At 68.4% G+C, this 18,517-nt stretch carries 14 protein-coding genes; 9 read left to right on the top strand and 5 right to left on the bottom strand.

The window, feature by feature from the left end:
• Positions 1 to 161: 161 nt before the first annotated feature.
• On the bottom strand, positions 162 to 365 hold the full coding sequence (locus B5F70_RS09375; protein ID WP_087205308.1) for a cold-shock protein: 204 nt from the start codon (positions 363 to 365) through the stop codon (positions 162 to 164).
• 481 nt (positions 366 to 846) lie between these two features.
• Here B5F70_RS09375 and B5F70_RS09370 point away from each other — a divergent pair, with 481 nt between their 5' ends.
• The 3 genes from B5F70_RS09370 (at position 847) to B5F70_RS09360 (ending at position 3,524) form a co-directional block, all read left to right on the top strand.
• Positions 847 to 1,587 carry a DUF4352 domain-containing protein gene (locus B5F70_RS09370; protein WP_087205307.1) on the top strand — a complete coding sequence of 247 codons (741 nt, stop codon included), beginning with the start codon at positions 847 to 849 and terminating at the stop codon, positions 1,585 to 1,587.
• 62 nt (positions 1,588 to 1,649) lie between these two features.
• A complete protein-coding gene (locus tag B5F70_RS09365; RefSeq protein ID WP_087205306.1) occupies positions 1,650 to 2,099 on the top strand; it encodes a helix-turn-helix domain-containing protein in 450 nt (149 codons plus the stop codon).
• A gap of 57 nt (positions 2,100 to 2,156) precedes the next feature.
• Complete coding sequence (locus B5F70_RS09360) at positions 2,157 to 3,524, top strand: serine/threonine-protein kinase (protein WP_206383548.1); 1,368 nt, start codon at positions 2,157 to 2,159, stop codon at positions 3,522 to 3,524.
• Positions 3,525 to 3,636: 112 nt separating this feature from the next.
• Here B5F70_RS09360 and B5F70_RS09355 read toward each other — a convergent pair whose 3' ends face one another.
• Complete coding sequence (locus B5F70_RS09355; RefSeq protein WP_087205304.1) at positions 3,637 to 4,776, bottom strand: hypothetical protein; 1,140 nt, start codon at positions 4,774 to 4,776, stop codon at positions 3,637 to 3,639.
• 390 nt (positions 4,777 to 5,166) lie between these two features.
• On the opposite strand from B5F70_RS09355, the gene B5F70_RS09350 reads away from it, so the two are divergent.
• From B5F70_RS09350 to B5F70_RS09335, 4 genes are all read left to right on the top strand, one after another.
• Positions 5,167 to 6,423 carry an ATP-grasp domain-containing protein gene (locus tag B5F70_RS09350; RefSeq protein ID WP_087205303.1) on the top strand — a complete coding sequence of 419 codons (1,257 nt, stop codon included), beginning with the start codon at positions 5,167 to 5,169 and terminating at the stop codon, positions 6,421 to 6,423.
• Positions 6,424 to 6,508: 85 nt separating this feature from the next.
• Positions 6,509 to 7,261: an amino acid racemase gene (locus tag B5F70_RS09345; RefSeq protein WP_087205302.1), complete on the top strand. Its 753-nt coding sequence runs from the start codon at positions 6,509 to 6,511 to the stop codon at positions 7,259 to 7,261.
• A 392-nt stretch (positions 7,262 to 7,653) separates the two neighbouring features.
• Positions 7,654 to 13,239 carry an immunoglobulin-like domain-containing protein gene (locus B5F70_RS09340; RefSeq protein WP_087205301.1) on the top strand — a complete coding sequence of 1,862 codons (5,586 nt, stop codon included), beginning with the start codon at positions 7,654 to 7,656 and terminating at the stop codon, positions 13,237 to 13,239.
• A gap of 1 nt (position 13,240) precedes the next feature.
• On the top strand, positions 13,241 to 14,320 hold the full coding sequence (locus B5F70_RS09335) for a DUF4430 domain-containing protein (RefSeq protein WP_087205300.1): 1,080 nt from the start codon (positions 13,241 to 13,243) through the stop codon (positions 14,318 to 14,320).
• Positions 14,321 to 14,866: 546 nt separating this feature from the next.
• Here the strand turns inward: B5F70_RS09335 and B5F70_RS09330 are convergent.
• Positions 14,867 to 15,265, bottom strand: a complete 399-nt coding sequence (locus tag B5F70_RS09330) for a GtrA family protein (protein ID WP_087205299.1) — start codon at positions 15,263 to 15,265, stop codon at positions 14,867 to 14,869.
• Positions 15,266 to 15,595: 330 nt separating this feature from the next.
• Here B5F70_RS09330 and B5F70_RS09325 point away from each other — a divergent pair, with 330 nt between their 5' ends.
• Positions 15,596 to 16,489 carry a DegV family protein gene (locus B5F70_RS09325; protein WP_087205298.1) on the top strand — a complete coding sequence of 298 codons (894 nt, stop codon included), beginning with the start codon at positions 15,596 to 15,598 and terminating at the stop codon, positions 16,487 to 16,489.
• Between the two features lie 77 nt (positions 16,490 to 16,566).
• Here B5F70_RS09325 and B5F70_RS09320 read toward each other — a convergent pair whose 3' ends face one another.
• Positions 16,567 to 17,097, bottom strand: coding sequence for a nitroreductase family protein (locus tag B5F70_RS09320; protein ID WP_087205297.1), 531 nt, complete (start codon positions 17,095 to 17,097; stop codon positions 16,567 to 16,569).
• Positions 17,098 to 17,273: 176 nt separating this feature from the next.
• Here B5F70_RS09320 and B5F70_RS09315 point away from each other — a divergent pair, with 176 nt between their 5' ends.
• Entirely contained in the window at positions 17,274 to 17,468 is a 195-nt protein-coding gene (locus B5F70_RS09315; protein WP_087205296.1) for a hypothetical protein, read from the top strand.
• Between the two features lie 60 nt (positions 17,469 to 17,528).
• Here B5F70_RS09315 and B5F70_RS09310 read toward each other — a convergent pair whose 3' ends face one another.
• Positions 17,529 to 18,512, bottom strand: a complete 984-nt coding sequence (locus tag B5F70_RS09310; protein ID WP_087205295.1) for an RsmB/NOP family class I SAM-dependent RNA methyltransferase — start codon at positions 18,510 to 18,512, stop codon at positions 17,529 to 17,531.
• Positions 18,513 to 18,517 lie beyond the last annotated feature (5 nt).

Genomic DNA, 18,517 nt, shown 5'->3' with positions numbered 1-18,517 from the left:
AGGCGGCAGCCAGCCCGGGTGAAGATAGGTAGGCCCGACCGGTCGCGGTAGCTCCGCGGGCGGTCGGGCCGGTTTTGCCTCTTGACAATGTTCAGCTCATATTAAAAAAAGAGGCGCCCCGTAGGGCGCCTCCTAAGCTAACGATCGCGTTTGCGCGGCTCTTAGAGCTTGCGGACGTTGGAAGCCTGCAGCTTGCCGTTCTGACCGGTCGTAACGTCGAACTCGACGCTCTCGCCCTCGTCGAGGGTCTTGTAGCCGTCCATCTGAATCTCAGAGAAGTGGACAAACAGGTCGTCCCCATCCTCGCGGGAGATGAAGCCGTAGCCCTTCTCGGGGTTGAACCACTTAACGGTACCTTGTGCCATGACGTGCCTTTCTTTCGTGCCCTTGCGGGCAAAAAATGCGCTTGCGCGCGAAACAGGAACGCGACCGAACGGCCGCGAGGGATATGGTACCCCATGCGGCGAAAGTTAACGCGCTCGGATGCGAAACATTGCGATAAGTTGCAACGAAGTTTTCTGCGCGCTCCCGCCTCTAGAGACGCGACGCGCGCCGTTTACGGTAGCCGCCCGACCGTAATTAAGGTACGAGCGATTCGCTGAGACATCTCGGTTATGCGTGGTGACAATGGTGCGGGAGTTTCGCGTGATGCTCAACCCCTCGGTGATGGGTTTGATGGCTGACGGTGCGGTTCGGGACAGTGCCCGTCGCATGCTGCGTAGGCTCCATACGCCGCAAGCCTCCAACCCGTTTCATTAGCTCGCAGCTAATGAAACGGGGGCAGATCTTTTCCATACTGGGCGTGATGGCACCGGAGGGGTGCCGTGTCCATGGGAAGGGGTCGTTATGGCAGGGGAGAATAGGGACGCATCGCGTTCGGTCGCCGCAATCGTCGGTTTGGTGCTGGGTATCTTGGCGGTCGTGCTATCGTGGATGCCCATCATCAACAACTTCGCCTTCGTGCTGGGAGGCATCGGGCTCGTGTTTGCCGTCGTGGGCATGGTGGGCGTGGTGCGCGGCAAGAAGGCCGGTAAGGCGCTCGCCATCGCCGCCCTTGTGGTGAACATCGCCTCGCTTGCCGTGGTTCTGGGGACGCAGAGCATGTACTCCTCCGCCTTGGATGATGCGGCGAACGGTCCAGACGTCACGGCGACGGACGCCGCGCAGGCGGCAGGGGATGACGCCGATCGCGGGGACGCCGCCGACACGGACGCCGTGTCGACGCAGGACCTCGGCGTCGGCTCATCGGTGACGTTCGAGGACGGTGTCACCCTGACGCTCGACAGCGTGGAGCCGGGGCTCACCAACTACGATGGCTCGCCGGTGATCGGCATACACGTGACCTACGTGAACAACGGCGACGCCGAGTTCGATTACAACAGCTACAACTGGAAGGGCCGGGATGCCCAGGGCGCGGCAACCGACCCGGTGTATTACAGCGAGGCGGTCGACGAGCTCTCTTACGGTACGCTCGCTGCAGGCGGCACCGTATCCGGCTCGGTATATTTCGAGGGCGACAGCGTGTCGGCGCTCTACTACGCCTCGATCATTGCCGACAGCCCCGCCGCGAGCTGGACGATCGCATAGCATGCGCGGCCGTTTTGCTGCGCTATAGTGCAACGTGACAGGTGCGATCGATGGGAGTGGTCATGGCAGAGACGGGCGATGGTCGTCGAGATGGGGAGCCGCTTACCGAGGAGCTGCTCGCCGAGCTGCTCGCGGCTCCCGATCCCGCGGTGTTTGCCGATGCGCACGACCTCGTGCACCGCGATCTTGCCACCTATCTGAACGAGCTCCTTCTCGCCAAAGGCAGGAGACGCGTCGAGGTGGTGCGCGCGGCCGAGCTCAACGAGACCTTCGGCTACCAGATCTTCAAGGGTCGGCGCGGGGCGGGGCGCGATACGGTGCTGCGCCTCGCCATCGCCCTCGGCTGCGACCTGGTGGAGACGCGGCGGCTCTTGCAGGCGGCCGGTGTGAACGAGCTCTACTGCAAAGATCGCCGCGACGCCATCATCATCTTCTGCATCGACCGCGGCTACAGCCTGCGCCGCGTGGACGACGAGCTCTACCGCCTGGGGGAGCGCACGCTGGGGGAGTAGCGCCCGGCCAACAGGCGGCGCGCCCCCTTGTCCGCGCGGTCTGCTAGTATGAGCGCCATGGACGAGACGATGGTGACAGATGACGGTTTGGACGCGTATCTCGACGCGGTGGCGCGCTCGGATGCGTACAGGGTCGAGCGCACCCTTGGCAGCCGCGACGGCCTGACGGAGCTCGTCTACTTTGCCGGGGAGGGCGGCACCCGCCTCGGTCCCTTTGTGCGCAAGCGCATCGAGTTGGCGACGGGGCTCGGCGGCGCGTACGAGGAGCTGTTGCGCGCCCAGCGCGCGGGCAGGCGCTTTTGCCATCTGCCACGCGTGGTGGAATGCTATAAGACGGGGTCCGAGCTGGTGGTCGTGACCGAATATGTGCCCGGCGAGACGCTTGCGGCATACGTGGCGCGCCGCGGCGGGTCGCCGGCGCTCGCGCGGGAGGTGTTCCCCGTGCTCTGCGAGGCGGTCGCCGAGCTGCACGGAGTCTGCGACCCGCCCCTCATCCACCGCGACCTCAAACCGCAGAACGTGATTATCGCCCCCGAGGGGCTCTTTCTGATCGACTTCGGTATCGCCCGGCGCTACCGCGATGACGCGGCGTCCGATACGGTGCACCTGGGCACGCGCGCCTACGCACCGCCCGAGCAGTACGGTTTTGGGCAGACCGATGTGCGAAGCGATGTCTTTGCGCTGGGGCAGTTGCTCGCGTTCTGCCTGACGGGGGAGGAGCCCCGGCCTGGTTTCGACACAACGGCGCATGCCGCCGAGGTGACGCCCGCGCTCGCCCCGGTGCTCGCGCGGGCGACGGCATTTGATCCGGCGGAGCGTTATGCGGATGTTCCGGCGCTCGCCGAAGCCTTTGCCGAGGCGGTTTTCGGAGCGGGCGCTTTGTCGCTTAAGCCGGCTACCAAGGTTGCTGCGCCGGCATCTGCTGTCCGTACCGAGTCCGCACCGGTGCCCGCCACGGGTGCGGAGTCTGCGGCGCCGTCCGCCGTCCGTACCGAGTCTGCGGGGCCGTCCGCCGGGGCCGCGGCGACCACCGGCGCATCCTCGGCGCTTATCGAGGATGCGCCCCCTGCAGCGGTAACACGGGCGGCTTCGCAGGGGAGCCGCCTGCCGTGGGGCGGCATCGCATGGAACGTCGCCATTGCGGTCTTTGTGCTGGTATGCTTCGCTGCGGTGGTGAACGAGGTGCTCCACCCCTCGGCTGCCAACGCGGGCAAGCCCCTCTGGTATTTGGGGCTGCTGGGTCTGGGCTTTGTCTTTCCCGCTATGGGCGGTATGTCCTATCTGGCCTGCAACCGGACCGCCCTCGCCCTCGTGCTCCCCGTTGTGGCGCGGCGCACCCGTAGGCAGGACGCTCTTGTCCTCATTCTCTATCTCGTTATCGTGTTTGCCATCTTGGTGGTTGTCACGCCGCCATCGGCTGCATAACGCCTCGGGACATCGTTGCCCTGAGGCGCGGGACACGGAGTCAAAAAACACCCGCCCGGCCATGTGGTCCGGGCGGGCGTCTGTTTGCGTATTAAGACGTGGCCAACGCGCGCTAGATACGGTTCATCTCGCTTGCGACCTTGTTGTACCAATCCTGCCACGTGGGCGGGCAGTACTTCTGCGCCGCAGCGGGGGTGAGCGTCGGGCCGTAATACTTGTACAGGTAGGAAACGTGGTAGTTGATGGCCTCGGTCCAGCTGCCGAAGTTCATCCAGCCGCCGCCCACGGCCGAGAGGCCCCACGCGTTACAGCTGCCGGCGCAGTAGCGGCCCTTGGTGCTCTCGATGCAGGAGATGGCGGGCGACCAGCGCGGGTCGGTGCCGGTGTTCCACGATGCCTCGGCAAACACGCGGCCGTAACCGGCGAGCGGGGAACCGGCGAGGTAGTTGTCGATGCGCGTCGTCCACGTGTTGATGAACTCGTCGTAGGAGACGTTCCAGTTGACGCCGCCGGAGGAGACGCCGCCCGACACGGAACTGCCCTGGTCGGTGGCGCCGGAGTAGGGGTTGTCGCCGGAGACGCCGGAGCCCTCACCGGGCGCAGTCTGCTCGGCCTGGCTCTGGGCGGCGAGCGCTGCGAGCTCGGCGGCAGCCTCGGCCTCGGCCTTGGCCTGCGCGGCGGAGCGGGCGGCCTGTGCCTCGGCGAGCGCGTCGGCAGCGGCCTTCTTCTGCTCCTCGAGCTGGGCCTTCGCCTGATCGAGCTCGGCCTTCTGCTGCTCGAGCTCCTGCTGCTTGCTGTTGAGCTCGTCGATGGCAGCGTTGTTGGAGGACTGGATCTGGTCCATGTAGACGACGCCTGTGATGAGGTCGTCCAAGCTCTGCGACTTGAGCACGAAGCTCACGAGCGGATTGGAGTTGCTCTGGTACTTGTAGGCCTCGCGCATCGCCTGGCTCGCCGCGGCCTGCAGGCCGGGCAGCTCCTCCTCGATGGCCGCGATGTTGGCGGTGTTCTCGTCGATCTTCGCCTGGAGCTCCTCGAGCTTTTTGGCCGCCTCGTTGTAGGCGGCGGCGTAGGAGTCCACCTGGCTCTCGGCGGCGTCGAGCTCTGCCTGGGTCTCGCTCGAGACCGCGTAGGCGGCGACGGGGGAGAGAAGGGGGGTCGCGGCAAACGCGACGGCGAGTGCGGCACAGGTGAGCGCACGGGCCGGGCGGCTGGCGATGACCTTCACGATCGATGGTTTGGAATCTCGCATAGAAGTCCTTGTCCTCTACGAACGACATACCTCACGTGCTGGTGGACAGTATAGTACGGCGATTTTAATTAATAACCCCCTACCCCTACCTTAAGGCTCAAGTTGAAGGTTTAAGATTGGGCGCGACCTGCGGCTTTTCCGGTCCGTTGAGAAACTGTGGAGTTTCAAGCTCACCTTTAAGGTTAATGTTCTGCAGGGTTTGAGACGGCTCCAGCGCCTTTTTGGAGCGCGCGGGGCGCGCCCGCGCTCAAGGGAGAAGCATGGGGAACGTGTAAGGCCGGGCGCTCGCTCGGACGTTGGGCGGCGGCGCGCCGTATACTAATACAGTTTGCCGTCCGCGCGACCCGGTGGTCCAGCGCACGGCGCACCGAGTGACGAGAAGGGGAGAAGATGGCCCTTACCTTTACCGAGCGCGAGTTCATCCCCGTCCTTCTGGGCGGCGACATCAACGTGTATTCCGTGGCGCGCGCGTTCTTTGAGCAGTATGGCGTACGCAGCGTGGCCTTTGGCAAGTACCACACCGGCCCCGCCTTCCGGAGCCTTATCGTCGATTACCGCCCCAACGAGCGCATCGACACCCGCGAGGTCTTCCTGCCCACGGTGAACGCCTTTGCCCGCGAGCACGCGGACAAAAAGATCGTCCTCATGGGCTGCGGCGACAACTACGTCGCGCTCATCGCGCAGGCGAAGGACGCAGGCGAGCTCGAGGGGAACATCGTGGCGCCGTACGGCCCCTTTGAGCAGATGAACAGCTGCCAGCAGAAGGAGGTCTTCTACGACCTCTGCGAGAAGCACGGCGTGCCCTACCCGCATACCTTCACCTTCACGGCGGCCATGGCGGCGGACCCGGCGAAGACGGCTGCCGCGATCGACGCCCTCGACTTCCCGTACCCCATGATCTTGAAGCCGTCGGACGGCATCTCGTACTGGGAGCACCCCTTCGCCACCCAGCAGAAGGCCTACACGATCGAATCGCGCGCCGAGCTCGAGGCGACCATCCGCGACGTGTACGCCTCGGGCTACGAGGACGACCTCATCATCCAGGACCGCGTGCCGGGCAACGACGAGTACATGCGCGTGCTCACGAGCTACTCCGACCGCTCGGGCAAGGTGCGCATGATGTGCCTGGGCCACGTGCTGCTAGAGGAGCACGGGCCGCATGCCCAGGGCAACCACGCCTGCATCATCACCGAGCCCAACGACGAGCTGATGGGCGGTGTGCGTGAGCTTCTGGAGGACCTGCACTTTGTGGGCTTCTCCAACTTCGACGTCAAGTACGACGAGCGCGACGGGTCGTTCAAGTTCTTCGACTTCAACACGCGTCAGGGCCGCAGCAACTACTACGTGACGGGCTCCGGCTTCAACGTGGCGAAGTACGTGGTGGAGGAGTACGTCTACAACCGGCCCTTCGACCCCGCCTTCGAGACGGCGCGCGAGGAGCACCTCTGGACGGTCGTGCCCAAAGGCGTCATCAAGCGCTACGTGCGCGACCCCGAGCTCCGCGAGCGGGCGCTCCGCCTCATGCGCGAGGGCAAGGGCGTCAACCCGGTCTTCATGAAGGGAGACTTTACTCTCAACCGGTGGCTCCGCATGGTGCACACCACTATGGAGCACTTCAAGATCTTCAAGCGCTACTACCGCGCATAGGCGACGGCGCGACGGGGCTGCCTGCCGGCTTCGTCGCGCGCAAAAGGGCGCGTGCGGAGACGCGCGCCGACGGGAGGTGCGACAGATGGAGAAGCTCGGCGTGATCGGCGGCATGGGCCCCGAGGCGACCTCGTACTTCTATGACGAGGTGGTGCGCCACACCCAGGCGTCGTGCGACCAGGAGCACCTCAACATGGTGATTCTCTCGTGCGCCTCCATGCCGGACCGCACCCGCGCCATCGAGACGGGAGACCACGCGGCGCTTCTCGCCGAGATGCGCTCTGCCACCGCCGCGCTCGAGGGCCTGGGCTGCGCGCACATCGCCATCCCGTGCAACACGTCGCATTATTTCTACGATCAGATCCAGGCGATGACCCGGGTGCCCATCATCCACATGCCGCGCGAGGCAGCGCGCTATGCGGCGGCGGGCGCCGTGGTGGGGGAGCGCGGGTTCGACCCGGCGGCGTCGGCGGGCCTCTTCGAGCGGCCCATCCGCCGTATCGGCATCATGGGGACGGACGGCACGGTGGGCTCGGGCGTGTACGCGCGCGCATGCGAGGCCGTGGGCGTGGAGGCCGTGGTGCCGAGCCCGGAGCGGCAGCGCGATGTGATGTCGCTCATCTACGACGACGTCAAGGCCGGCCGCGAGCCGCATCTCTACCTGTTTGAGCGCGTGCTGGAGGAGTTTGACGCCGTGGGATGCGACCGCGTGATCCTCGCCTGCACGGAGCTCTCGGTTCTCAAGCGGTATCGCACCATGCCCCCGCGCGTGCTCGACGCGATGGATGTGCTCGTGCGCGAGAGCATCGTGCGCTGCGGGGCTCCCTACCGGGCGTAGCCTTCGGCTCCTTTGGGCTTCGGCGCACGCCGCGCGCCCCAGCAGCCTCTCCCGTCTGCGGACGCCCGTGTGCAATCGGGAACGTTCCCCTGCCCTCCGATGCGCGCAGCCGGCGGCCCAACCGGCTATCCCGATGTGCTAGCATACGGGGCACATATACGTTGGCCTCGAGAGTGGTGCGGAGACGCACGGGCGCCAGGCGCCCAGGGGAAGAGGGGTGCGAGACCCCCGCTATACCAGTAACCGTGAATCGCGATGCCCGCCGGGTACTCGCGCCGCAGATCGGACGGCGCGCGGCGGGAAGGGCGGTGAGCCGGATCGCCTCCTCTCGATAGGCGCGCAGGCAACGCTTGGGTGCATGCGCGTCGGGCCCTGGGAGAGAGGTTGCACCTATGAAGGTGAATCGGGACGCTGCACGGGCGCGGGAGGCACTCGACCGCGGCGGACGTTGGTGGCGCGCGGGCGCGCCCTGGCGCCGTGCGACTGCGCGGCGTGCAGTTGCCGTCGGACTTACGGGATTGCTGCTGTTTGGCCAGGTTCCCGCGGCAGCGTGGGCGGCGGAGGCAGAGGCCCTCGGGCACGTGGCCCAAAACGTGGTTGCGTTTGCGCAGAACGCAGGCGAGGGTATCGCTGCGACGGACGCGGTCGGTGCCGAGGGCACGGCGGCGGATGGGGCTGCCGGCGCCGGTGACACGGCGGCGGGCGCAGATTCTGCCGAGGGCACGATTGCCTCAGACACGGGGGATGGCGCGGTATCCGCGGCAACAGACGATGCGTCCCCGGAGACCGCTGCGGACGCGGCGCCGGCAACGGATGCGCCCGCATCCGATGCGGCGGCGCCGTCTGCCGCCGATGGGACGACGGCGCCCGACGCCGCTTCGCAGGCGCATACGGGGGCCGTGTACCTGCTGATTCAGGACGCCAAGGACGCAGCGTCGTCGGAGGGCAGTGTCGAGGGCGCCGTGAGCGCGGGCACGACGCTCTGGGCCAACCTGTTCATCGGTGGGGAGGATGCCGATGGGGCCGATGCCGACGCGGCCGTGGCCGCGCAGGACGGTTGGTCCTACCAGTGGTACGCCTGCGGCACCGCCTCCGCGCGCATAGACGACTACGAGCCCATCGCGGGCCAAACCGCGCAGAGCCTCGTTCTCACCGAAGACCTGGCAGAGCAGCTTGCGGGCAGCTATCTCGCCGTCGCGGTGACGGTCGACGGTGAGTGCCACGTGGGTCCTGCGGAGCGCTTTGGCACCGCGCAGGGCGCCCTCGATACCGTCTCGCCGGTCGGCCCCGTTGCGGCGCCCCCTGCGAGCGCGTCTGCGGGTGCTGCGTCCACGGCGCCCGAGGCGGCGGGCGCCTCCGATGCCGCTACCGCAGGAGCGGACGAATCGCCTGCGACCGACGAGGGCGTCGCGTCCCTCGCCGTGACGGCGGCGGCAGGCGACGCTGCGATTGCGGACGCCGCCGTGGGCGCCGCCCCTGCTAGGGACGCGGGGCGCTACACGCTCTCGGGCATCAAACTGTCCTCGAGCGGTCAGGCGGCGCAGGCGGGCAACGTCATCACCGCCACGGCGCAGGTGCGCCAGGGCTACTACGAGGTGGCGGCTCCCGCGGACGCCGCCCTCAGCTTCATCTGGGAGGTGCAGGACGAGGCGGGGTCGTGGCAACCGCTCGACGAACGCCTTGCCGCGAGCGGCAAGGGTGACCTCCTTTTGCTCGACGGCTACGTGGGCAAGACGCTTCGCGTGCGCGCCTCGGCGCTCGACAACGAGGTCGTCTCCGAGAGCTTCACCGTGCTCGCGGCGGGTACGTACGACCTGCTCCGCGTGACCACCTCGCCCCTTGTCTCCAGCTCGACCACGCAGCTTTTTACGGGCGATACCGTGACGGCGACGGTCCAGGCGCGCCGGCTCGGCGGGTCCGCGACCTACGGCGACAACGTAACCGGCGACGTCGCGATCCAGTGGTATGCGGCGGATGCGGCCGAGGGCCCCTTTGCGGCGATCGACGGGGCGGACGGGGCCTCGCTCACCATCGGCGCTGACCTCGCCGGCTTCTACCTCAAGGCGGTGGCGACCAGCGGTTCCTCCACGGTGGAGATCGCCGCGGCGAACCCCGTCATCGATGCGACGTCGCTTGCGGGCATCGCGGCCAAGCTCGCGGACGAGAGCTGGCGCCCCGAGCTCACCTACGGCGTGGACACCAACCTGAACGACGTGCTCCGGGCGAAGCTCGCGCGCATGGGCGCGGACGACGTCGCCGTGCGCACGGTCGCCATCGAGGTCTCGCGGCCTGCCGAGGGCGCGGTGCTCGGCATCTCGACCGATGATGCCTCAAACGGCGCCATCACCTACTTCTTCATGGACCCCGACGACCTCACGGGTTGGGGCGGGTTCACCGGCTACCGCACGTTCACACCTACGTTCGAGCTTGCGCGCGACGGCGAGACCGTTCTGTTCACCCCCGAGCGCACGGCGACCATGCCGTGGGACGAGGCGCGCGTCGAGGAGATGCTCGCATCCGATGCGGCGGCCGCCCTCGCCATCGGGTACACCGCAGGCGACGCGGCGGAATCCGTCACCCAGGACGTGACGCTGCCGCTCAAGCTGGCCGACAAGAGCTGGTCGACTGTCAGCTGGACGAGCTCCGACGAGGACGTCGTCAAGGTTGCCGGCAATAGCTGGGACAAGACCATGACCGGCGCGGTCACGCGGCCGGCGGAGGATACCGAGGTCACGCTCACGGCTACGGTGGGCGTGGTGACCTCTGGCGGCCCCGAGGTTACGGTCGAGGTGCCGTTCACGCTGACGGTCAAGGCCGATCCCGCCGCCATCGAGGAGGAGACGGCCGCGCTCGCGGCGAAGGTCGACGCCGCCTTCACGCCCGACGCCCTCACCTACAGCGCTGACGGCGCCGCGGTCGACGCGGCGGCGGTGGCGGGCGACCTGCAGCTGCCCACGACGCGCGCCCTCGGTATCGACGGCAAGTATTACACGGTCGCGTACGCGGCCTCGACGGACGCCCTCGTCATCAACGGGTACCGCGCCAACGTGTACCAGCCGCTGCCGGGCGGCGCGCCGCGCGAGGTCGAGCTCGCGCTCACGGTGACGAGCAAGGATAACCCCGCAATCACGGCGACCAAGACCATCGCGCTCACCGTCTCGCCGCTCACGGCGGAGGCGATCGATGCCGAGCTCGCCCTTATGGAGGAAGCCGCGGCGGGGTATGCCGCCGCCCTGCTCGACGGGCAGGGCGCCGATGCCGTGACGGGCGACCTCGCCATCTTCCAGAAGGCGTACCGCGCCGAGGACGGCTCGCTCGCGTGGGCGCGCGATTACGCGGAGGCCTCCGCCGCGGGCGACGGTATCGAGACCGTCGACCTCGAGGCGGATGACGAGATGGGCGTCGTGCCCGGCCATTGGTTCAAGTCAAGCGACGCCGGCGTGGTGGCGCACGACACGCTGCGGGTGACCCAGCCGGAATACGACACGCAGGTTACCGTCACGAGCATGCTCGCGAGCGAGAGGTTCGCGCGCTACGCCGAGCGCTATGCGGACGATGCCACGTGGGGCCCCGCGTTTACCCGGCTCGCCGGCCAAGAGGTGCGCGCCACCTTCACGGTTGCGGGCACGAGGGGGGCTGAGGACCCGGATGTGGAGGCCACGGTTGCCATCATCGGTGCAGACGCCTTTGGCGAGGACCAGGTCTGGGTGGCGCGCACGTCCTACGACCTCGCGAAGGGGTCGACGGCGGCCGACCTCATCGAGGCGGCGCTCGCCGACGCCGGGCTCGCGCACGAGGCGTCGGGCGTGGGCACCGAGGGGTACTACCTCAGCACGATCACCGCTCCGGACGGCCGCGTGCTGGGTTGGGACGAGGCGACGGGCAAATACTGGCAGCTCTTTGTGGACGGCGCCGCCTCCGATACGGGCGCGGGCCAGGTGGCGCTCGAGCCGGGTACCGACGTCGTGCTGTACTACGCGCCCTACGGCGCGTCGCCGGAGGATATCGGCAAGGCCAAGATCACGGTGACCGCGCAGATCATCGGTCCCGATGCGGAGGGCGCGGACGCGTCGTGGATGGGCCCCACCGAGATCTCGCTCCCGCAGGGCTCCACGGCGGCCGACCTCACCGAGCGCGCCCTCGCGCTCGCGGGCCTCGAGGCGGATACGGGCACCGGCTCGTACGGCTGGTTCCTCAACAGCATCACCTCGCCCATCACCGGCGAGTCGCTGGGCACGGTCGAGACCTCGCCGGGTACGTGGTCGTACTGGCAGCTGTTTGTGGATGGCGCGTCGTCCGACCTCGGCGCGGGCAGCGTGGAGCTCAAGCCGGGCACCCAGGTGGTGTGGTATTACTCCGCGTACGGCGCCGAGCTTCCCGCAAACGACGTCACGGTCGATCCGGACGCCTGGGACGAGCGCCCCTCCGACTGGGAGGCGGCGTGGGAGGGCTTCGCCCCGGGTGCCCTCGCGGGCATCGCCACGCCCACCGAGGGCGGCGAGCTCGCTTGGGCGGTCGCCACGGGGGCCACGCCGGGCAGCGCCTCCGCCGTCTATCAGAGCGACCCCGTCATCGCGGGCGGACGCGTCTTTTTGGCAGTGGGGGACACCCTCAGGGCCTATGACAGCGCGACGGGCACGGAGCTCGCCCGCGCGACCCTCGCCACGAGCATCGATTCCGCCTGCCGGCTCGTCTTTGCGGACGGTCTCATCGTCGTGCCGCTCCACGGCGGCCGGCTGCAGGTGCTCACGGCCGATACGCTCACCACGGTCTCGCTCACCTCGGAGCTCGCGGCGGGCGCGCAGGCGCTCTCCTCGGTGACCGTGCGGGACGGATACGCGTATTTCGGCACGACGGACGGCGCCGGCGCCGCGGGCGCGCTCTTCTGCGTCAACCTGCGGACGGGCGCCGTCGCGTGGTCGACGACCGGCTCCGGTGACGCCGGTTACTACTGGACGGGCGCCGTGCGCGCGGGCGATCGCGTGGTCGCCGTCGACGGTGCGGGTACGGTGCGCTCGCTCGACGCGGCGACGGGTGCCGACGAGCAGACGCTCGCGCTCGGCGCCGCCGCGCGTGCGGCGCTCGTGGCGGACCCGTCGGACGCCTCGACGCTCTACGCCGTAACGCGGGACGGAACCCTCCACCGCATCACGGTTGCGGCGGACGGATCGCTTGCGCTCGCGGGCAGCGTCCGCTTTGCGGCGAGCTCGACCTCCACGCCCACCATCGCCGACGGGCGCGCCTATGTCGGCGGCGCCACGGAGGGTTACACGGGTGTGCTCGCGGTCATCGATCTGGCCACCATGACGGTCGAGCACGAGGTCACCGGCTTTGCGAGCGGGGTGTCGCTTCCCGGCGACGTCAAGGCGGCGCCGACGGTCGCGGTGCAGGGCGACGCCACCTACGTCTACTTCACCTGCAACGCCGCGACCGGTGCGGTGTACCGCTACCGCCTGGGCGACGATGCGGTGGTGCTTGTGTACGAGCCGACGGGAGCCTATGCCGACTGGTGCATGGCGAGCGTGGCCGTCGATGCCGAGGGCGCGCTCTATTTCGTCAACGACTCCGGCCATCTCTTCCGCATCGATGCGGGCGCGGCACTGCCCGATCCGGAGGCGCCGGCAGACCCCGAGGGCTCGGGGACATCGGATGGCGCGGGGCAGGGCGGTGCGGCCTCCGGCGCGGGCGGGGCAACCGGCGGTACCGTGCCGCAGATCGTGCTTACGGGCACGGCCGCGGCCGCCGACGCCGCCGCATCGAATGGCGATGCCGGCGATACTGCGGACGCCGAGTCCCAGAGCCTGCTCTCGGCCTTCGCCCGCGCAGGGGAGGACGGTGCGGTTGCGGCGGCTTCCGCCGCCGACGCGACCGAGGGCCCGCGCGCCCCGCTCGCCGCCGTCTTCCTCCTTGCCATCGCCGCGGGCGTCATCCTCATCATCGGTCTTGTCGTCACGCGCCGCCGCGCGGGGGAGGAGTAGCATGACTGCCACCGATCAGGGGCGCGCGCCCCACTGGATCCGTCCCGCGCTCGCCGCGCTCGCGGTCCTGCTCATCGTCGTCGGTGTCGGCGGGGCGATTGCCCTGGGCGCCGGAGACGGCCTCGCGGGGCTTCTCGGCTCCGACCTCTTCCAGACGGTGGCCGAGGAGCCAGCGGAAGATGATGCCGCGCTCACGGCGACGGTCACCGTCGAAGACGTGCAGGGGGCGCTCGCGGAACTCCCCGGTGATCTTGCCATCTCCCCGGACGCCACCGGCATCACCTGCGTGGTGGACGGTGACGGCATCTGGGTGGAGTACCCCGAGGCGACCGATGCCTCCGCGGTCATCGACCGCGCCGCGCGGCGCGCGGCGGGCCTCGCGCAGTGGGCCGCGCAGGCGGATCCCGCCATCAGCCGGGTGACCTGGATCGCCGAGGATGCGCGTCAGACGGCGCTTTTTGCCCTGACCCTCGATCCCGCCGTCGTTGTGTCCGATGCGGCAGACGCCTCCGCCGCGGATATCCTCGCTGCGGCCACCGGCTACCGCATCGCGGGCGACGCGTACGCCTCTCTCGACGACCCGGTCTTCGAGCAGGAGGCGGGCGCGGCGCCCTCGCTGCCCGACGGCAGCGAGGTGCCCATCGAGCTTGCGCAGACCGCAACCGATGGGGCCGATGCCGCGCAAGGCGGCGCCTCCGGCTCGACGGGGGGCGGCGCTGCCGGCGCGGCGCAGGGCGGCCCGACCGGTACCGCGTCCGGTGCCACGGCAGACCTCATCACGGTGTCCATCACCGTCGACGGCTCGGCTGCCGGGGCGGGCGCCTCGTCTGCCACGGTATCGCTCGCGGCGGGCTCAACGGTCTACGACGCGCTTGCCAAAACGGGCATCGGCATCTCCGCCTCGGAGTCGGCCTACGGCATGTACGTGTCGGCGATCGGCGGCCTCGCGGAGCGCCAGCACGGCCCCATGAGCGGGTGGATCTTCAGCGTCAACGGCGTCGAGCCCAGCGTGGCGTGCTCCGCCTATACGCTCAGCGCGGGCGATAGCATCGTGTGGACGTACGTGAACGTGGAGGAGTAAGCGACGGGAAGGGTTTCCGTTACGCGTCGGTTTGCGGGGCGCGGGCGCAAGGGGTGCGCCCGCGCCCCGTTTTGCCGCACCGGAGAGTTCGAGAGCGCCGCCCGCGGGAGGAGAACCGCGCGCATCCCGCACGAAGGCGCCGTTTCACCGAAATAAATAACCCCCTATGGACAAAAAGCGCATCGAAATAATGATTGACCCTCGTTCCCAGGGGCCTTCACTGTGCTGCGACGGGACATGGCGCCAGCTACAACCAGCGTTTCCGCAGGAAACGCCCTGCCGCCAAGGTGAGTGCGGGCAACTTGCGCGCGCCGGAAGCCTCTGCTCCCGTGTCCTGTCGTTATTTGAAGCGCTTTTCTGGCCAGAGGGGGTTATTTATATCCCTGTTGGGCGCGACCTGGCCACCCGTGAGCGGCGCGCAATCGATGGGCGCTGCGCGATTCCGCGATTCCCGCGGGCGGGGTGCTATGTGTCGATCGCAGGGAGTGCGCGAGGCGCCGCAGATGCGTCGTGCTCCACGCCGGGGCGCCGGGCGGCGACGGAGGGCTACCCTGCGAGGAACTTCTTGCGGGTAAAGAAGTTGTACCAGGTGACGCAGAACGTGGCGATGACCTTCATGGCCTGGTAGGCGATGTTCAGCATCGTGACGCCCACGAACATAAAGAGGTCGTTGAGCCCCAGGCCCACCGCCGAGAGGATGGCGAAGATCGTGAACTCGCGCTTACGGCTCATGTCGTCGCGGTGATCGAAGACGTAGCGCATGCTGAGCGCGTAGTTGAGCACGACCGAGGCGATGAACGAGATGGTGGTGGAGAGGAGGTAGTCGGCGCGGAAACCCTCGACGAGCACGATGAGGAGGGCCCAATCGACGACAAACGAGATGATGCCCACGCAAGCGAACTTGGCGAATTGCACCGTTGTGGGCTTGTAGAGCGTCGCGCGCACCGTGGGCTCCCTCTCCTCGGCGACGGCCGGCCATCAGGTGCGCGCCGGCGCGTCAAGTGTTTCATGTCTTAGCGGTGGCAACTATACGGTAACCGTAAGGATTCGGTAAGCGCCGGCGGGCGCCCGGCGGCGAAAAGCGCGGTTTCTGCACAGTTGCGCATGCGCTGGGTTGCTTGGGGTATATGTCGACGGGGAACATACGAGGTGGGGGCATGCCGCCTCCGCTATCATGGGGGATGAGCCCAACGCGCCGTATCCGGGCGCGTATCATATCTGTGTTTGAGGCTATGCGCGTCACCGGGCTTGCCGGTGTCGCGGAGAGGAGTGCGCATGAGCGATTGCAGTTATGTGTTGTCCTGCGAGTCCACGGCGGATTACCCGCGCGCGTTTTTCGAGCAGCGCGACATCGCCTGGGTTCCCTTCCATTACATGATCGACGGCGTGAGCCATCCGGACGATCTCTACACGTCCATCACGCCCGAGGCGTTCTTCAACCAGATCAAGGCCGGTGCGCAACCCACCACCTCGCAGGTGGGCGTGGGCGAGTACGAGGAGTTCTGGGAGCCCTTCCTCCAAGAGGGCAAGGACGTCTTGCACCTCACGCTCTCGTCGGGCATATCGGGTTCGTACAACTCCGCCTGCATCGCCGCCGAGCAGCTGCGCGAGCGCTATCCCGAGCGCCGCGTGTGCGTGGTGGACTCCCTTGCCGCGTCGGCGGGCTTCGGTCTTCTGATGGAGTATCTCGCCGACCTGCGCGACGGCGGCATGTCGTTTGACGACGCCTGCGCGTGGGTCGAGGAGCACAAGCTCAACCTCAACCATTGGTTCTTCGTGTCGGATCTCGATTGCCTGAAGCGCGGCGGCCGCGTCTCCGCCACGAGCGCGCTGCTCGCCAACGCCCTTAAGATCTGCCCGGTGCTGAACGTGGACTATCAGGGCAAGCTCATCCCGCGGCAGAAGATCCGCACCGTCAAGCGCGCCATCGCCGAGCTCGTGCGCATGATGGAGGAGCATGCCGAGGGCGGGCTCGCCTACGCGGGCAAGTGCTGCCTCTCGCAGTCGAATTGCCGCGGCGAGGCCGAGGCCGTGGTCGCGGGTATCGAGGAGAGGTTCCCGCAGCTTGCCGGCAAGATCGCCATTTACGACATCGGTACGGTCATCGGGGCGCACACCGGTCCCGGCACCGTAGCCCTCTTCTTTATGGGTGATAAGCGCGTAGACTAGCGGACGCGCAAGCGGATGAGAAAGGGCGGGCCCGCGGGTCCGCCCTTTTTCGTGTCTCCCTCGTCACGCGCGGGGGCTCAGCCGCAGTGGTCCGCGTAGGTCTCCCACGCGACCATCTGCTCGAGCGGAAGGGACTCCTCATGCAGATGCGCGGGGTGGCTCCGCTCACTCGGGTAGCCGAGGGGCATGACCGAGATGATGCGCTGCGTGCGCGGGATGTCAAACTGCCGGCGCAGCTCCGGCGGGTCGATGAGGCCGACCCAGCAGCTGTGGACGCCGAGCTCCTGGGCCTCGAGCATCATATGCGTCGCGGCGATGGCGGTGTCCACCACACCGAAGTCGACGACGTCGGGGTGGCGCGACGCCACCGTCATGTCGTAGGAGAGCACGAGCACCACGGGCGCGCCGAAGCGGCAGGAGGTCGCGCGGTCGATCTTGGCGAGGCCCTCGGGGCTCTGCACCACTAGGATGCGCTGGGGCTGGAGGTTGCGCGCGGTGGGCGCGACGCGCGCGGCCTCGAGGATGCGCGACAGCTTCTCGGGTTCGATGGGGTCGGGTGCGAAGCGGCGCTCGGAGTAGCGGGCGCGGGCGAGGTCGAGAAACGACATGCCGGTCTCCTTTCGGCGATGCGGGGCGCCGTTGCGCCGTGACGGTGCGCGGCGTCTCCTCTTCTTGTGACGATGCCCCTCCCGCCGCGGTGCGCATGGCGCCCGTTTGCTAAGCTAGAGGACATCAACGCACAGTGTACCCCGCGGGGCGGGGTTTTTCGATAGCAGGTGTTCAGATGCTCGATTCCATTGCCGAGATCATAGGTCCCGTCATCATCGTCCTTGTCGCCATCGTGGTTGCGGCAGGGCTCTATCTGGCCGTCTCGACGGTCAAGGCGCGGCGCGAGGAGCGCCGGGCCGCGCGCGATGCCGCCGACGCGCTGCGCGGCGGAGCCCCGCACGGGCGCCGGGACGGGGCGCACCGGCGCTAAGCGCGTCCCTGCCGGGAGCCCCCGCCCCGTCGCACCGCCGCCGGGTCGTGGGGTTCGGCGCTACGGGCGCGCCGCTTTGCGGATAAGGGCGAGATAGAACCCCTCGAACTCGCGCGTGGGGCAGACGGTGAGCGTTCCCTCGGGTCCGCCCGGGAGCACGGGGATGGAGCCCGCGTCGATGGCGTCTGCCACGGCCTGGGCGGTCGCGGGGCGCGCCGGCGCGTCCTCGGGAAGCGCGCCGGCGAGCGGGACGAGCGCGCAATCGCGGTGGCGCTTGAGCGCGGAGGCGACCTGCTCGCCGTTTTCCTCAGGCAGGATCGAGCAGGTGGAGTAGACGAGGGTGCCGCCCGGTTTGAGCACGGTGAGCGCGCGGTCGAGAAGCGCCCGCTGCGCCTTGGTAGCCTTGGCGAGAAGTGCCGGCGTGATGCGCCGCGCCGCCCGCTCGTCGCCCGCACGGACCGTGCCCGTGCCGGTGCACGGCGCGTCGAGCAGGATCTGGTCGAAGGAGAAGAACGTATCGAGGCGGCGGGCGTCCGTGCGCATGATGTTCACGCCGGTGACACCGAGCTTCTGGAGGTTGTAGGCAAGCTTCTCGGCGCGGGGGGCGTTCATCTCGCAGGCGGTGAGGTGCGCCCGCGGCTCGAGGGCGGCGAGCTCGGAGGTCTTGCCTCCCGGTGCGGCGCACATGTCGAGGACATCCGCCCCGGCGCGCGGCGCCAGCGCGAGCGGGGGCAGCATGGAGGAGAGGCTCTGCAGGTAGACCTTGCCCTCTTGGTAGAGCGGCAGCTCCCAGAGGGCGCGCTCGCGCACGTCGGCGAGCACGAAGGCGTCCGGGTACCAGGAGACGCCCTCCCACGCGATGCCCGCCTCGTCGAGCGCGGCGGCGACCTCGTCGCGGTCTGCGCGCAGTGCGTTGGCGCGAAGCGTTACCGGGCGCTTTGCGGCCGCCGCGAGCCCGGCGCGGATGCGCGCACGGGCCTCCTCGTCAAAATGGGCCTCGATCGTATCGTCAAGAAAGGGGAATAGGGTTGCGCCGTCGCTCATGCCGT

Source organism: Collinsella sp. An268 (genome assembly GCF_002159765.1).
Lineage (GTDB): Bacteria > Actinomycetota > Coriobacteriia > Coriobacteriales > Coriobacteriaceae > Coprousia.
Note: the sequence above shows the minus strand (reverse complement) of the source record. Positions and strands in the feature narration are given on the sequence as shown.

Bases quoted from the DNA above. Each gene is read 5' to 3' on its own strand.
- B5F70_RS09340 (WP_087205301.1), top strand. From the start codon at position 7,654: ATGAAGGTGAATCGGGACGCTGCACGGGCGCGGGAGGCACTCGACCGC.
- B5F70_RS09315 (WP_087205296.1), top strand. From the start codon at position 17,274: ATGCTCGATTCCATTGCCGAGATCATAGGTCCCGTCATCATCGTCCTT.
- B5F70_RS09375 (WP_087205308.1), bottom strand. From the start codon at position 365: ATGGCACAAGGTACCGTTAAGTGGTTCAACCCCGAGAAGGGCTACGGC.
- B5F70_RS09350 (WP_087205303.1), top strand. From the start codon at position 5,167: ATGGCCCTTACCTTTACCGAGCGCGAGTTCATCCCCGTCCTTCTGGGC.
- B5F70_RS09325 (WP_087205298.1), top strand. From the start codon at position 15,596: ATGAGCGATTGCAGTTATGTGTTGTCCTGCGAGTCCACGGCGGATTAC.
- B5F70_RS09320 (WP_087205297.1), bottom strand. From the start codon at position 17,097: ATGTCGTTTCTCGACCTCGCCCGCGCCCGCTACTCCGAGCGCCGCTTC.
- B5F70_RS09310 (WP_087205295.1), bottom strand. From the start codon at position 18,512: ATGAGCGACGGCGCAACCCTATTCCCCTTTCTTGACGATACGATCGAG.
- B5F70_RS09370 (WP_087205307.1), top strand. From the start codon at position 847: ATGGCAGGGGAGAATAGGGACGCATCGCGTTCGGTCGCCGCAATCGTC.
- B5F70_RS09360 (WP_206383548.1), top strand. From the start codon at position 2,157: ATGGACGAGACGATGGTGACAGATGACGGTTTGGACGCGTATCTCGAC.
- B5F70_RS09365 (WP_087205306.1), top strand. From the start codon at position 1,650: ATGGCAGAGACGGGCGATGGTCGTCGAGATGGGGAGCCGCTTACCGAG.
- B5F70_RS09355 (WP_087205304.1), bottom strand. From the start codon at position 4,776: ATGCGAGATTCCAAACCATCGATCGTGAAGGTCATCGCCAGCCGCCCG.
- B5F70_RS09335 (WP_087205300.1), top strand. From the start codon at position 13,241: ATGACTGCCACCGATCAGGGGCGCGCGCCCCACTGGATCCGTCCCGCG.
- B5F70_RS09345 (WP_087205302.1), top strand. From the start codon at position 6,509: ATGGAGAAGCTCGGCGTGATCGGCGGCATGGGCCCCGAGGCGACCTCG.